Raw genomic sequence first — 14,333 nt, 5'->3', positions numbered from 1 at the left:
CGACATTCTGCGGTGAGAAGGGGTCAGGAGTAAATACGAATCCCGCTATCCGCCGAAAGAAAAATTCGAATCTTCCTGTGTGGATAGAAATTGTTTGCGCGTATCGGATAGTTCCCACAGAACCGTGTCTATCAGCATTAATTCTTCCGCAACTGCGGATGGAAAACCCTGACGGGTACCGCGACTATCCACCATCAGGTTGGCCATGTAGGTCTCCACATCGGGTGTGCCCCATTTGGCGACTAATTCCTGGGCGATATGTGGAAACTGGTTCTCCAAGTGGCTTTGGGCGTCGACAGATGGGCCATTTATCATGATTATTTATCCTCCTGATGACATCTACCGGTTGAAATTGCAAACTATCCCTCCATCTTATGGATAGTCCAAATATTCAAGGAAAACAAGCCATGCGTTTTGACAAGTTGACCACGCAGTTCCAGCAAGCGTTGTCTGATGCCCAGAGTATGGCGCTGGGTCAGGATAACCAGTTTATCGAACCGTTGCATCTGCTGGCGGCATTAATCGACCAGACTGAAGGCGGTACCACTTCGCTACTGGCGCGCGCCGGCGGCAATGTGCGCGCATTACGCAGCGCCTTGCAGGATGCCATTGGGCGCTTGCCCAAGGTGGAGGGGCATGGCGGAGAAGTTCAAATCTCGCGCGAACTCAATAACCTGTTCAATCTGACCGACAAGGAAGCGCAAAAACGTGGTGACCAGTTTATTGCCAGCGAGCTTTTTTTACTGGTTGCGTGTGACGATAAGGGCGAAGTGGGACGCTTGCTAAAGCAGCACGGTGTCGCCCGTCAGGCTCTGGATAGCGCCATCAAGCAAGTACGCGGTGGCGAGAACGTGGCGAGTGCAGATGCTGAAGGTCAACGCGAAGCGCTTAACAAATACACGCTGGACCTGACCGAGCGTGCGCGGCAGGGCAAGCTCGACCCGGTGATTGGCCGCGATGACGAAATTCGCCGTGCCATCCAGGTGTTGCAGCGCCGCACCAAGAACAATCCGGTGCTGATTGGCGAGCCGGGGGTGGGAAAAACTGCGATTGTAGAAGGTCTGGCGCAGCGCATTGTAAATGGCGAAGTGCCGGAAACGCTGAAAGGCAAGCGCGTGCTGGTGCTGGATATGGCGGGGCTGCTGGCTGGTGCCAAATATCGTGGCGAGTTTGAGGAGCGCCTGAAATCGGTACTGAAGGAAGTCGCCCAGGACGAGGGTCGCATCATCCTGTTCATCGACGAGTTGCACACCATGGTCGGCGCGGGCAAGGCGGAAGGTGCAATGGATGCGGGCAATATGCTGAAACCGGCATTGGCGCGTGGTGAGTTGCACTGTGTCGGTGCGACCACACTGGATGAGTATCGTAAATACATCGAGAAAGACGCCGCGCTGGAGCGGCGTTTCCAGAAGGTGCTGGTGGACGAGCCAACAGTCGAGGACACCATCGCCATTTTGCGCGGCCTGAAGGAAAAATACGAGGTGCACCATGGTGTCGAGATTACCGACCCGGCCATTGTCGCAGCCGCCGAGCTTTCGCACCGCTACATCACCGATCGATTTCTGCCGGACAAGGCGATTGACCTGATTGATGAAGCAGCCTCGCGCGTAAAAATGGAAATGGATTCCACCCCTGAGGTCATGGACAGGATGGGGCGGCGCATGATTCAGCTCAAGATCGAGCATGAGGCAGTCAAGCGGGAAAAGGACGAAGCCTCGATCAAGCGCCTGGAACTGATCAAGGATGAATTGCTGCGCCTGCAGCGCGAATACAATGATCTAGAGGAAATCCTGAAATCCGAGAAAGCCATGTTGACAGGCGCGCAGCATGTCAGGGAAGAGATCGAGCGACTGCGTACCGAGATGGCCGACCTGCAGCGTCAAGGCAAGCTGGATAAAGTCGCCGAGATTCAATATGGCAAGCTGCCCCAGTTGGAGGCCCAGCTTAAGCAAGCCGAGGCGGGCGAAGGAAAGCATGAATTCAAGCTGCTGCGTCGTGAAGTCGGCACTGAGGAAATTGCCGAAGTGGTGTCGCGCGCTACCGGTATTCCGGTTTCCAAAATGCTGTCGGGCGAACGCGATAAATTGATGAAGATGGAGGACGCACTGCATCAGCGTGTGGTGGGGCAGGACGAAGCGGTGCGCCTGGTGTCGGACGCCATCCGCCGTTCTCGGTCAGGGTTGTCTGACCCAAATCGGCCGTATGGTTCGTTCCTGTTTCTCGGTCCCACCGGCGTAGGTAAAACCGAGTTGTGCAAGACGCTGGCAGGTTTCCTGTTCGATTCGGAAGACCATTTGATTCGCATCGACATGAGTGAATTCATGGAAAAGCACAGCGTGTCACGTCTGATTGGCGCGCCGCCGGGCTATGTCGGCTATGAGGAAGGCGGCACGCTCACCGAAGCGGTGCGGCGCAAGCCCTACAGCGTGATCCTGCTGGACGAGGTGGAAAAAGCGCATCCGGACGTATTCAATGTGCTGCTGCAAGTATTGGACGACGGACGCCTCACCGATGGACAGGGCCGCACAGTGGACTTCAAGAACACTGTAATTGTGATGACCTCGAACCTGGGCAGCCAGATGATCCAGCAGATGTCGGGTGATGATTACCAGGTCATCAAACTGGCGGTGATGAGCGAGGTTAAAACCTATTTCCGTCCCGAGTTTATCAATCGTATCGATGAAGTGGTGGTGTTTCACGCTTTGGGTGAGGCACATATCCTCTCCATCGCGCGCATCCAGATTCAATATCTGGCCAAGCGCCTGGCAGCCATGGGAATGGGCTTCGAGATCACCGATGCAGCGCTGGCGGAACTGGCCACGGTCGGATTCGACCCGATATTCGGCGCGCGGCCGCTGAAACGGGCGATTCAGTCACAGTTGGAGAATCCGCTCGCGAAGGAAATCCTGTCGGGACATTTTGCCGAAAAAGACACCATTCGCGTGGATTTCCGTTCCGGGGTGATGGTGTTCGAGAAGCCCTGACTGCCTGCCCGGAAGTCAGCCTCGCTTCATGGATCAAACTGAAGCGAGGCTATTTTTTTGACGGGTTACGGTTGCGAAAATGTGCAATCAGGCCGCCAGCCACAGCGATCAAGGCCAGTACGGCGAGTACCAGCAATTCCGCCTTCTGGATACTGCCCATCAGCCATTGCAAGGCATCACCAAACGCATAGCCAACGCCGATAATCAGCGCTGCCCATAGTACCGATCCAAGACTGTTCCACAGCGAGAACTGCAAAGGCGTCACGGCGCTCATGCCTACCAGCATGGGGCCTGCGATACGCAGTCCATAGGTAAAGCGTAACACCACAATTACCGGTGCGTGATGACGTGAAATCAGGTTTTTCACTTTGCTTGCCCGGACCGACAGGGAGGGGAAACGTGCCAATAATTGATCGCCGTAGAACCGTCCCATGTAATAAAAAAACTGGTCGCCGATAATTGCTCCGGCGACTGCCACGGGTAGCAATACCGGTAAATGCAAATAGCCCCGGGCCGCTGCGGCAGCCGCCATGACTAGTATCGTTTCGCCTTCCAGCAGCGTGCCCAGCAGTACCGCATAGTAGCCGTATTCGTGTATATAGCCCGCGTAATCCATCAAATCAGGCTGGCGAAAATATTCACACTCAATGCGAGCACGGCGACATTGAATCCGAACGAAAGCAGGCCGTGCGCCAGCGTCAGCCGCCGCATGACACGCGAGGTGACAGCGACGTCGGATACTTGGGACGTCATGCCGATCACGAAGGAAAAATAGGCGAAGTCGAGATAGTCAGGATCACGATCACCTGGGAAGTCCAGCCCACCGGTATGCGCGGCGCGCGCGCCTTTGCCGCCGACATAGTACCGATGTGCATAATGGAAGGCGAAACGGGTATGAACCAGTAGCCAGGAGAATCCCAGCGCCAGAAAAGAAAGCGCCACATGCAGCATTTTTTTCCATTCCGGCAAACCGTGACCGCTTTTGTACATGAATGCCAGCGCGGCGACACTGATGCTCGCTGCACCCAATACGATCAGCAATATTGTCAGGCTGCTTTGTCTCTTGCTGGTGCTGAGGCGGGTGGCTTCAGCATCAGCGCCGGCTATGGTAGCCCAGGCCAGTAACAGGTACAGCCCGGCAGCTGCGTCCCAACTGGCGATGGTACGCGTATCCAGCAATGCAGCAGGGAGCATTAAAAACACTGCGACGCCGGCCAGGCTGGCCAAAGCCAGCCGATGCCGGGCGTTAAGCTGTGCTATCCAGCGTTTCAGATGGGCAGTCATGCTGGTTTATATATTGTTAATTGCTGCAGAGTACATGTTTTTTCATTTATAGAAAATAAGGTATTTGGGGTGCTGCAGGTGTTGAGAAATGCTTCAATCATTTGCGGAAACGCGTACGGCTTTGACGGCATGCGGGCGTGCAGGTAAGCTTCAACGCCTGTTCTTCCGGAGTAATCATTGTGTCCGACAAGCTAGTAATGATGTTGCTGACCATCAGTCCCGACCAGCCGCACTTATGCGGCACACCATTTTTCCAGGCGGCTGCAGCGGCTGCGATGGATGTCGAAGTTGAAATATATTTTGCCAGTAGCGCTACCCGGTTGCTGATCCGGGGTATTGCGGAGGGAATCCACCCTTCCGATAACAAGGTGAAATCCGTATATGGCTTCATGCAGGACGCGTCGCAGCTGGGAGCAAAATTTTTTGCCTGTGGTGGTGCGCTTGATGCATATGCAATAACACCTGAATTACTGATTCCTGAATGTACCGGCGTCGCGGGGGGAGCGGCCTATATTTGCCGGGTAATGGATGATGAATGGAAGTCCATTACTTATTGATTTTCCGTTTCACGATGGCCTACAAATAGTTGGACCCTGATAAAAGCGGCTTCCAGGTCTTCAAATACATTACCTGCCTCATCCCAGCGTGCTGCCTTGATGGACTGTTCTATTGTGCCGGCCAAATTCTGCATTTCCCTTGCGGCGATATAGGCTGATGCACCCTTGATCTCGTGAGCGGCCCGCGTGCTGCTGGCAGATTGCGTTTGTATCCCGTTACCCAATTCGATGAGTAACGGCGCCGTACTGGTGCAATACAGATTAAGCAGTTCCGAAATCAGGGCAGCATCCTGTTGGCAGTTTTTTTCCAGTGCCGGCATGTCAACCGGATGCTCATTCGCGGCAGGATCGGACTGGTTAGCGCTAGCCGGCTGGGCTGTTTCATGATTGAGCCAACGTGCCAGCATATTGGTCAACTCTTCTTCCTGGACTGGTTTAGCCAGATAATCATTCATTCCGGCTGCCAGGCATTGTTCTCGTGCTCCACGCATGGCGTTGGCTGTCATGGCGATTATCGGTCCGGCATCAGGGATGGTTTTGCGGATATGGATGGTTGCCTGATAACCGTCCATCACGGGCATCTGACAATCCATCAAGGTCAGGTCATAGGCTCTGGTTTTGGCAAGCGCAGTTGCTTCAAGGCCGTTCGCGGCGATATCCACGTGTGCACCGAGATGGCGCAATAAGTGCTGTATCACCTTCTGATTGACCACATTATCCTCGGCAACCAGAATTCGTCGTCCCATGAATTTTCTGTTATCAGGATGAGATGATTCTTGAGTGCTTGATGCACCGGGTTCGACACGAATCAGCGGCAGGGTGAAGTGAAACGAACTGCCCTGTCCTGCAACGCTATCCACACTGATGTATCCACCCATCATCTCCGTCAATTGTTTGCAGATCGCAAGGCCGAGGCCAGTGCCACCGTATTTGCGAGTGGTGGAGCCATCCGCCTGTGAAAATGAACGGAACAGGCGGCTTTGCGTTTCAACGGATATACCGATACCGCTATCTTGCACCGTAAATCTGATCCAGCATGTCGTATCAGAATCTTTTTCAGGCACGCGCGCAACCGTAATATGTATTGCCCCCGTGTGGGTGAATTTAAGCGCATTGTCTACCAGATTGGTGAGTATCTGACGCAATCGATTGGGATCGCCGCGCAAATGTTCTGGAACATCCGCGTTGAAATTGCAATCAAAACCCAGCGCCATTTCTTCGGCTCTGTTCGCGAACAGACTGGCTATTTCCAGAACCGTTTCGTGCAGATTAAAATCGATCGATTCGAGATGAAGTTTGCCGGCATCGATTTTGGAGAAATCCAGGATGTCGTTGATGATGGTGAGCAGGCTTTTCCCCGAACTGTGTATGGCTTGGGCATATTCTCGCTGTCGAGGGCTCAAAGTGGTTTTGAGTATGAGATTGGCCATTCCGATAACGCCATTCATCGGTGTGCGGATTTCATGGCTGACATTGGCGACAAACTCCGCCTTGAGTCGTGCGGCTTCTACAGCGGCATCATGTGCTTCCTTGAGGCTTTGTTCGGCCAGTTTGCGTTCGGTAATATCGCGCATGATGGCTTGTACAACGCGTTTGTTATCCAGCGTCATGGCATGCAGCGCGATCTCCGCAGGAAACTCACTGCCATCTTCCCGCATGCCCAGCCATTCCAGAAAACAGTAGCCTTCGGCGCGCGCACGCGCCACACAAGCTGACGCGAATTGAGTTGCGGTACGCCCATCCGCCTGAATGGGTGCACCTAGCTGATAAGGTTGACGGGCAATGAATTCCTGTACTGAATGAATACCAAACATTTTCAATGCAGCAGGGTTGCAATCGGTAAAACCTTCCTCATCCATAATTACAATGGCATCGGAGTTGGTTTCGAACAGGGTCTGATATTTGAGTTTCTGTTTTTGCAGTTCGCCTGTTTGATACGTCGTGCGGCGTATAGCAATAAAAGCAATCAGGGCGCCAATTAATCCGGCCAGGGTACCCATGACGATCATTTGCGTACGTGTTTTCGTATAGGCATCGGAAGCATCGACTGCCGCATTGGCATTGGCTTCGCGCTGTAGCTTAAGCAAAGCCTTGAGTTCCAGCACCAGTGCTTTTTGGGCCGGAATTGTCTCGTCTTGCAGTAACTTTAGTGCAGCACTATTTTTTCTATCGAGCGCCAGATCGACCGTGCGTATCACGATAGGTTGAGAGATTGCTGCCAGCCTGCGGACATTCGCTAGAATATTTTTTTCTTTAGCGCTGAGTTGGGTGAGCGACAATGCCTGCAATGCCTGGGAAAAACGTGAGCCGTAATTATGAAAATCATACAGTTCATTGTTCTGCTCAAACGGCGCCGTGTTGAGTATCAGTGAATGCATGGTGATGATGCGGTCACGCAGCGCATCGCGCATGATGCTGGCCAGCTCGGTTTTGTAATCGTTGACAGTGACAATGGTTACCAGGCGATTATTGATCGCCTCCATCTGGTTCAAGCCGAGCAGAGTGATGCCTACCATCAGGCTCAATATCAGAGCGAAGCCCAGACCCAAGCCGAACTTGATGCTGCGTAAATTCACGTGGCTATATCAACGCAGGCTGAAACGGGGAAGGAGGATGCAGGTATACGCATTGCCGCACGCAAGTAATTCAGCGAACGCTCGACAATGGCAAAGCAAGCAGTCGACGCGCACCTTCAAAGCGTTGCGCCCAGTACTTATCCTGCATATCTGAAATCATCACGCTGCTGCTTTGAGTGCTTGGGGCATGGATGAAACGATGCTCTCCCAGATAAATGCCGACATGCGAAAACGCGCGTTTCATTGTATGGAAAAAAACCAGATCGCCCGGGCGCAGGTTCCGTTCATTGATTTGTTCACCGGTTTCGCTGATTTCGTGGGCACTTCGAGGTAAGTGCAAGCCAGCGACATTACTGAATACATAACGTACGAAACCGCTGCAATCCATACCGGTTTGTGGTGAGTTTCCGCCGTACTTATATGCGGTGCCGATCAGACTTACCGCATAAAACAGCAAATCGGCACGCTCACCACTGACGGCAGCGTGTGCTGTCGAGGCTGCTTCGCTGTCAGCTTCATCCGCATATGCAGGATGGAACGCAGACAGACTTAAACTGACCAATATGAAGAAAAGAATGCGCATGGATATGAAATCTAATGAATTTCTGTGCTCCGGTAAAGAAAAAATCATCATTTCGACAGATTAACGGCTAATATTAAATAGTATTTATGGCATCGGGGGCGTGTTATGGATGAACATAGTATTCCTGTAGAGACGCTGGAAACCATCAAGCAGGGGGCCAGGCAGGCCGGAGCGGATGGATTGGATATCAACGCACGTATCCATGAAATCACCCTGCGGGCGCTTGAGCAAAGGAAATTGAGCTCTGCTGAAATCAAGGCCGTGCTGGCGTCGGTGAGCGCCGGTATCAATCTTGGACTGGCTGAACGCGGAGGTGATATTACCCGATCCTTGCGTGAGGCGATAAATGGCATGGATCAGGCATTGGTCAAGTTTGCCCAATCCACACAACTCATGATCCAGGAAATGCTTGGCAGTGGTCGGGAATTTCGTACTGGCGAGTTGCAACAATCGCTGCAGACATTGCGAGATACGGAGCGGATGCTGATTGATGTGCTTCGTCACGCAGCCACCACGAGTACGGATATGCTCATGATGGAAACGAATCGCGTTACCAGCCATCTTAAAGCAAGTGGTTCGGATGCAGGTGGTCAGGCGCGAGAGACACTTACCTTACTTGCCACCCGGTTAAGAGCTACCATGCATATGGGTAAAATCAGTGCCGGGTTGGCAGCCCGTGATGTGACCAGCCGCATGGCCTTGGTCGCCAGTGGTCTGTTGACTGGGGCAGGCGAGGCATTACGTAACAAGGCAAAGTAATTAACTTGCAGGATCCATAACGATAATTATGCTTTGGGAGACTATTGGCGTCGTTCGCGACCTGCCACGCTTGCACGAAATCGCTACGGTCATGATTCGCTATGGCTGGGGCGACATGGTGCGTGCATTGGGCATTGGTACCGTATTGGAGCGTGCCGGCCGTATTCTTCACTGGCATGGCGCTGCTGAAAGCAATCAGCAGGAACCTGCAGTGCGGATCAGGCTGGCGATGGAGGAGCTGGGTCCCACCTTCATCAAGCTGGGGCAGTTGTTTGCGACGCGCGTCGATGTCTTCCCGCCGGCGTGGATTGTGGAGTTCGAGAAGCTGCAATCCAAGGTGCCTCCCGTCCCGTTCGCTGAATTGGCACCGCATCTTGAGGCTGCGCTGGGCCTTCCTGCGACTGAAATTTTTCTTGAACTGGATATCGACGCTTTTGCCGCAGCCTCGATTGCGCAGGTACATCGCGCCAAATTGCAGGATGGTACCCCGGTCATTCTCAAGATCAGGCGCCCCGGCATCGAGAAAAAAATCGAAGCAGATCTGCGCATCATGCAACACATCGCCCGTCTGGCAGAACAGGAAATTCCCGACGCACACCGGTATCAGCCGGTCATGATGCTGGCACAGTTCCGGCGTTCGTTGCGACGCGAACTTGATCTGTTGATGGAAGCCCACAATATCGAACGCTTTCGTACCAATTTCGCAGATGACGAAACCGTGCATATTCCCAAGGTATATTGGGATTACACCAGCGAAATTATGAATGTGCAGGAGGAGCTGGTCGGGGTGCCTGGTACGCGCCTGGTTGAAGCAAGCGCAGCCGGCATGGATTTGCCCTTGCTGGCCGCCCGCGGTGCCGATGCGGTACTGAAGATGATCCTGGTGCACGGGTATTTCCATGCCGATCCCCATCCCGGTAATGTCATCTATTTGCCGGGTAATCGTGTCGGCATGATTGACTTCGGCATGGTAGGCCGCCTCACCGAATACCGCCGCAACCAGATCGTGAATTTGCTGGACGCAATTACCAACAAGGACGAAGAGGGGATGCTTGCCGTTGTGTTGAACTGGACCGAAGATGGCGAGGTTGACGAGGCCAAACTCGGTTACGATGTGTCAGAACTGGTATTCAGTTATGACAACTTGCAGCTCAAGGATGTCAAGATTGGTCCCTTGCTGACCGACATCACCGCTGTCATCCGCGAGAATGGTCTGGTGCTGCCGGCCGATATGGCTTTGCTGTTCAAGGCGCTGATTACCCTGGAAGGACTCGGCCAACAGCTTGATCCACACTTCCACATGGTGGATCATCTTGCTCCCTTTGTGCGCGGCGTGATCACCGAGCGGTACAAGCCTGCGGCGCTCATCAAGCGTGGCCGGAAAAATATCAAAGAAGCTCTGGAGGTGGTTTCGGGCTTGCCGCGCGACATGGCAAAACTATTGCGTGAAGCGCGACATGGACGCCTGCGTATCGACCTGGACCTGAAACGTCTCGACCAGTTCGGGCATCAGCTCGACCGTGCCAGTAGCCGTATCACGATGGGTATTCTCACTGCAGCGCTGATCATCGGCTCTTCCATCGTCATGACAGTGCCGGGGTGGCGCTTCCTGGGCATCGTAGGTTTTCTGCTGGCTTTTTTAAACAGTATCTGGGTAATATTTTCGATCTGGCGCTCCGGCAAACATTAAATCCGGATAATTTGCCGTTTACCTAAGGCCCCATACCCCCTATAATTCGCGCCTACGCCGGCATAGCTCAGTTGGTAGAGCAGTTGATTTGTAATCATCAGGTCAGGGGTTCGACTCCTCTTGCCGGCACCATTACTAAGACAATAAGCAATTGCATTGCCGACCGTTTTTTCCGATCATGATGGACGAGTGCGCCGATCCATATCGGTGCGCTGTCGGCGATTCGGATTTCTCGCTTGCCGGCGTTCAATCCCTGGCTGCAAAGCAATCATTTTCGTCCTTCTGCGTTCATTCTTTCTGCGGTGTTCGGGCAATTTTCGATGGTCGGCGTGGAGTATTTGATTAATGCGGATAAAACGTGCTTTCGCATCCAGGGTATGGATGATAAACGAGATCAGATCACGCTCGCGATAGTGGTAATCCCCCTGTAACAATATGAACGGGATGACAGGGCTGCGCAGCCGGTCATGCACGAGCCAATTCATGGCGGATTGATGGCGCATGTAGGGTTGAAGCAAGGCGGCTGCTTCCTGTGTGATCAGAAGGTTATGGTCGGATGTGTCATCCATGATGATATTTTCCGGGTATTTATAAATGGGTTTATTTTATGGCGCATGAAGTCATTGTCAAAATCTTCGATCAAAACAAACCCGTCGCCAGTTTAACGTCTAGATCGGATCAGGTATGCCGTATTCGAGGAAAAGTTTGGGGTCAGATTGACCCCATTATTTCCATTGTTTTGTGCATTGTTTCGTGAGATGTTGAGCCGAAGCGAGATAAAAAATATGTCGGGGCGACCTGTCCTGACAGGATGCAGTGAAAATTAATCGTGGTCTGTTCCCTGTTTTCCCTTTTCTCTACGGTGTATTATCACTTCCTCGATATTTATCGGGATGACCGTTTCGTGATAGGGTTTTGTTTTTTCATTCGCAACAAATACAATAATTACAAAATTACCAAAGGAGAGCGTCATGTCAGACCGCAAGTCCAATACCTATAATCTTGAACGCCGCAATTTTCTTCGCACCGGCCTGGGCGTTGCAGGCGCGCTGGCACTACCGGCCGGGTTCGCAAGCCAGGCTTTCGCGGCGGGCCATCCGGCTATCGGCACTTATCCGGCCGGTTCGTCGGGTGACTCGGTGTTCATTGGCATTACCGTGCCGCGCACCGGCGGTTATGCCCTGCAGGGCGAAGATGAACTCAAAGGTTATCTGCTCGCTATCGAGCACATCAACGAAGGCAATCCGCTGATCAAGAAGATTTCGCCAAAATCCAAGAAGGGCGTGCTCGGCAAGAAGGTTACCTATGGTGTCGCCGACTCCGCCGCCAAGCCGAACGACGCGGTGCAGGCGCAGCAGCGCTTCATTAGCGAGAACAAGGCAATACTGATGACCGGCTCGACTTCCAGCGCGGTCGCCGTGGCGCTCAACAAGCTCGCACAGCGCGAAAAGGTGATCTACGTTGCCGGCATCTCCGGCTCCAACGACACCACTGGCAAGGATTGCGTGCGTTATGGTTTTCGTCAGTGCTTCTACGGACAGACCGCAGCGGCAGCCCTCGGCCCGCTTCTGGTCAAGACATTCGGCAAGAACAAGAAGGTCGCCTATATGACGCCCGATTACACTTACGGGCACACCGTCACGAAATCGTTTCAGGATTATCTCGCTACGGCTGGCTGGACGACGACCACCGATCAGGTCTCGCCACTCGGCTCGGCCGACTTCTCATCGTATCTGCTCAACGTGGCCAATTCGGGCGCCGATGTGCTGATCAACGTCAACTGGGGTCACGATGCCGTATTGTCTATCCAGCAGGCCAAGCAGTTCGGCATACTCGACAGGATGAAGCTGGTGGTGCCTTATCAGGTACCGTTCCTTGCCCCGCAAGTGGGCGGTGGGCTGTTGGCCGGCGTGTATGCCGCTACCGACTTCTGGTGGACGCTGGAAGACAAGTACCCCCTCGCCAAGATGTTCGTCGAATCATTCGAAAAGAAGTATGGTTACAAGCCGCAATGGGGTGCTGAAAATGCCTACATGGAATTCGCCTTGTGGGCGGAAGCCGTGGAAAATGCCGGCACCTTCTATCCGCCGGACGTGATCAAATCCTACGAAGCCGGCCGCAAGATCAATTCGCTCGTCGGCGAAGTTTCCTGGCGCGCGGCAGATCACCAGTTGATCAGACCGGTATTCATCGTCAAGGGCAAGAAACCTTCCGAGATGAAAAACAAGGAAGATTACTGGGATGTGGTGGAAACCGTTCCGGGGCTTCCGCTGATGCAGAAGCCCGACGCGTTCGATTGCAAGCTGGGCTCTTACACCTGAGTACTGACAACATGGATTGGCACCACGGGCGGCAGTTGCCGCCCGTGGTGCCAAGTATGCGGCTGTTCAGGTGCCACGTTCGAGTCCCCGGAATCATATAAACATTACTATGCTTAACTGGACTAATTTCCTCTCCCAATTATTCAACGGCCTGGTGCTGGGTGCGCTACTGGCGCTGATCAGTTCCGGCCTCACGATTATCTATGGCACGCTGGGCGTGCTGAACCTGGCGCATGGCGCGATGTTCATGCTGGGCGGTTACGCCGGCTATGTCGCATATGAGGCGTCCGGGTCTTTCATCGTAGCGGTGATCGCAGCGACACTATTCATGCTGGTATTTGGCATCCTCCTGGAACGGCTCGTCATTCGCCATTTTTATGACCGCCCGGACGAGGACCAGCTTTTGGTCACATTCGGCCTTTCCATCTGCATCGTTGAAACCGTGCGCTACTTCTTTTCGAGCATGACCAAAACGGTGCCGCCGCCATCCTTGTTCTCCGGCATTACTTCGATGGGTGGCGTGATATTTCCGACTTATCGGCTGGCTCTCATCGGCATCGTGGCAGTGGCGCTGCTTGCTTTGTATTTGATCCTCTACCGGACCCGGCTCGGGCTGATCGTGCGCGCGGGCATCGAGGATTCGGTGATGGTCGATTCCCTCGGCATTAATGTGTACCGCGTGTTCATGATCGTATTCGGTATCGGTGCGATGGCGGCAGGATTTGCCGGTATCGTCAATGCGCCGGTGGTCTCGCTCTCGCCTGGCATGGGTGAGGCGATCCTGGTGCAGGCCTTTGTGGTGGTTGTGATTGGTGGGGTCGGGTCGTTCCCGGGCGCAGTGCTCGGCGGCTTGATAGCGGGTGAAATAATCAGCCTCACTTCGATGATCAACCCTGCCTATTCATACATCATGTTGTTCGCGGCAATGACGCTGGTTCTGGTGTTTAGACCACATGGTCTGCTCGGCAAGAAAGGTCGCGAATGAATTTTGGGAAAGCCTTTATGCAACGCCGCTATCTGATTGAAATACTGACAGCATTCTGTCTTATCGCAGCACCTTTTGTTCTCCCTCATTTCGATGCTGCTCCTGACACGGTCAACCGTATTCTGGTTTGGGGTTTGTTCGGCATTGGTTTCGACATCCTGTTTGGCTACACCGGCTTGCTTTCATTCGGGCAGTCGGCTTTCTACGGCACCGGTGGATTCGTTGCCGCCTACCTGCTCACCCAGGCGGGGTTCCCCTATGTCATATTGGCACTGATCATCGGCATGGTGGTGGCCGCCATTGTTGGCTACCTGATCGGGCTGCTCGCGTTGCGCAGCACCGGCATTTATTTCGCCATGATTACGGTTGCCATCGCGGAAATATTTTTCTTCGTCGAGTTCAATCCCCTGGCGGCATGGACTGGGGGCGAAAACGGACTGCCGGGCGTGCCGACACCGACTCTCTACCTCGGCTTCAAAACCATTCATTTCACCAGTGGCTGGTCGCTCTATCCCTTTCTTGCGTTCATCTATTTCATCGGCATCATGCTCGCGCTGCGCATTGTGCGCTCGCCGGTTGGGGCGATCCTCACCG

Annotated in this window: 13 protein-coding genes and 1 tRNA gene; 8 read left to right on the top strand and 6 right to left on the bottom strand. The window is 53.6% G+C overall.

Annotated features, from left to right (window positions below; translation table 11 throughout):
• Positions 1–45 precede the first annotated feature (45 nt).
• Entirely contained in the window at positions 46–315 is a 270-nt protein-coding gene (locus ACYCZJ_RS14285) for a hypothetical protein (protein ID WP_461554903.1), read from the bottom strand.
• 92 nt (positions 316–407) lie between these two features.
• Between ACYCZJ_RS14285 and clpB the strand changes: the two genes are divergently transcribed.
• Positions 408–2,984 carry an ATP-dependent chaperone ClpB gene (gene clpB / locus ACYCZJ_RS14280; RefSeq protein WP_461554902.1) on the top strand — a complete coding sequence of 859 codons (2,577 nt, stop codon included), beginning with the start codon at positions 408–410 and terminating at the stop codon, positions 2,982–2,984.
• A gap of 49 nt (positions 2,985–3,033) precedes the next feature.
• Here the strand turns inward: clpB and ACYCZJ_RS14275 are convergent, their stop codons facing one another.
• A complete protein-coding gene (locus ACYCZJ_RS14275; protein ID WP_461554901.1) occupies positions 3,034–3,600 on the bottom strand; it encodes a DedA family protein in 567 nt (188 codons plus the stop codon).
• On the bottom strand, positions 3,600–4,268 hold the full coding sequence (locus tag ACYCZJ_RS14270) for a DUF1345 domain-containing protein (RefSeq protein ID WP_461554900.1): 669 nt from the start codon (positions 4,266–4,268) through the stop codon (positions 3,600–3,602). The genes ACYCZJ_RS14275 and ACYCZJ_RS14270 overlap by 1 nt, the downstream gene beginning before the upstream one ends.
• A 179-nt stretch (positions 4,269–4,447) precedes the next feature.
• On the opposite strand from ACYCZJ_RS14270, the gene ACYCZJ_RS14265 reads away from it, so the two are divergent.
• Positions 4,448–4,825 (top strand): DsrE family protein, encoded by a 378-nt coding sequence (locus tag ACYCZJ_RS14265; RefSeq protein ID WP_461554899.1) that lies wholly within the window; start codon positions 4,448–4,450, stop codon positions 4,823–4,825.
• Here the strand turns inward: ACYCZJ_RS14265 and ACYCZJ_RS14260 are convergent.
• Both ACYCZJ_RS14260 and ACYCZJ_RS14255 read right to left on the bottom strand, forming a co-directional pair.
• Positions 4,819–7,401 (bottom strand): ATP-binding protein, encoded by a 2,583-nt coding sequence (locus ACYCZJ_RS14260; protein ID WP_461554898.1) that lies wholly within the window; start codon positions 7,399–7,401, stop codon positions 4,819–4,821. The genes ACYCZJ_RS14265 and ACYCZJ_RS14260 overlap by 7 nt on opposite strands.
• A 70-nt stretch (positions 7,402–7,471) precedes the next feature.
• Positions 7,472–7,984 (bottom strand): C40 family peptidase, encoded by a 513-nt coding sequence (locus ACYCZJ_RS14255; RefSeq protein WP_461554897.1) that lies wholly within the window; start codon positions 7,982–7,984, stop codon positions 7,472–7,474.
• Positions 7,985–8,089: 105 nt separating this feature from the next.
• Here ACYCZJ_RS14255 and ACYCZJ_RS14250 point away from each other — a divergent pair, with 105 nt between their 5' ends.
• The 3 genes from ACYCZJ_RS14250 to ACYCZJ_RS14240 all read left to right on the top strand — a co-directional run bounded on the left by ACYCZJ_RS14250 (position 8,090) and on the right by ACYCZJ_RS14240 (position 10,565).
• Positions 8,090–8,743: a DUF6781 family protein gene (locus ACYCZJ_RS14250; protein WP_461554896.1), complete on the top strand. Its 654-nt coding sequence runs from the start codon at positions 8,090–8,092 to the stop codon at positions 8,741–8,743.
• A gap of 28 nt (positions 8,744–8,771) precedes the next feature.
• A complete protein-coding gene (locus ACYCZJ_RS14245) occupies positions 8,772–10,433 on the top strand; it encodes an ABC1 kinase family protein (RefSeq protein WP_461554895.1) in 1,662 nt (553 codons plus the stop codon).
• Between the two features lie 56 nt (positions 10,434–10,489).
• Positions 10,490–10,565, top strand: a tRNA-Thr gene (locus tag ACYCZJ_RS14240).
• A gap of 44 nt (positions 10,566–10,609) precedes the next feature.
• Here the strand turns inward: ACYCZJ_RS14240 and ACYCZJ_RS14235 are convergent.
• Entirely contained in the window at positions 10,610–11,002 is a 393-nt protein-coding gene (locus ACYCZJ_RS14235) for a hypothetical protein (RefSeq protein ID WP_461554894.1), read from the bottom strand.
• Positions 11,003–11,404: 402 nt separating this feature from the next.
• Between ACYCZJ_RS14235 and ACYCZJ_RS14230 the strand changes: the two genes are divergently transcribed.
• The 3 genes from ACYCZJ_RS14230 to ACYCZJ_RS14220 all read left to right on the top strand — a co-directional run.
• Positions 11,405–12,754 carry a substrate-binding protein gene (locus ACYCZJ_RS14230; protein WP_461554893.1) on the top strand — a complete coding sequence of 450 codons (1,350 nt, stop codon included), beginning with the start codon at positions 11,405–11,407 and terminating at the stop codon, positions 12,752–12,754.
• Between the two features lie 109 nt (positions 12,755–12,863).
• Positions 12,864–13,739, top strand: coding sequence for a branched-chain amino acid ABC transporter permease (locus ACYCZJ_RS14225; protein WP_461554892.1), 876 nt, complete (start codon positions 12,864–12,866; stop codon positions 13,737–13,739).
• 17 nt (positions 13,740–13,756) lie between these two features.
• Positions 13,757–14,333, top strand: a 577-nt coding sequence (locus tag ACYCZJ_RS14220; protein ID WP_461554891.1) for a branched-chain amino acid ABC transporter permease, incomplete at its 3' end; no start/stop codon positions are given.

This window comes from Sulfuriferula sp. (assembly GCF_054605375.1).
This window is presented reverse-complemented; position numbering and strand designations above follow the sequence as displayed.

What these genes read in the sequence shown, in the direction of transcription:
- clpB (WP_461554902.1), top strand. Translation starts at nt 408, where the DNA reads ATGCGTTTTGACAAGTTGACCACGCAGTTCCAGCAAGCGTTGTCTGAT.
- ACYCZJ_RS14250 (WP_461554896.1), top strand. Translation starts at nt 8,090, where the DNA reads ATGGATGAACATAGTATTCCTGTAGAGACGCTGGAAACCATCAAGCAG.
- ACYCZJ_RS14255 (WP_461554897.1), bottom strand. Translation starts at nt 7,984, where the DNA reads ATGCGCATTCTTTTCTTCATATTGGTCAGTTTAAGTCTGTCTGCGTTC.
- ACYCZJ_RS14270 (WP_461554900.1), bottom strand. Translation starts at nt 4,268, where the DNA reads ATGACTGCCCATCTGAAACGCTGGATAGCACAGCTTAACGCCCGGCAT.
- ACYCZJ_RS14275 (WP_461554901.1), bottom strand. Translation starts at nt 3,600, where the DNA reads ATGGATTACGCGGGCTATATACACGAATACGGCTACTATGCGGTACTG.
- ACYCZJ_RS14225 (WP_461554892.1), top strand. Translation starts at nt 12,864, where the DNA reads ATGCTTAACTGGACTAATTTCCTCTCCCAATTATTCAACGGCCTGGTG.
- ACYCZJ_RS14285 (WP_461554903.1), bottom strand. Translation starts at nt 315, where the DNA reads ATGATAAATGGCCCATCTGTCGACGCCCAAAGCCACTTGGAGAACCAG.
- ACYCZJ_RS14230 (WP_461554893.1), top strand. Translation starts at nt 11,405, where the DNA reads ATGTCAGACCGCAAGTCCAATACCTATAATCTTGAACGCCGCAATTTT.
- ACYCZJ_RS14245 (WP_461554895.1), top strand. Translation starts at nt 8,772, where the DNA reads ATGCTTTGGGAGACTATTGGCGTCGTTCGCGACCTGCCACGCTTGCAC.
- ACYCZJ_RS14235 (WP_461554894.1), bottom strand. Translation starts at nt 11,002, where the DNA reads ATGGATGACACATCCGACCATAACCTTCTGATCACACAGGAAGCAGCC.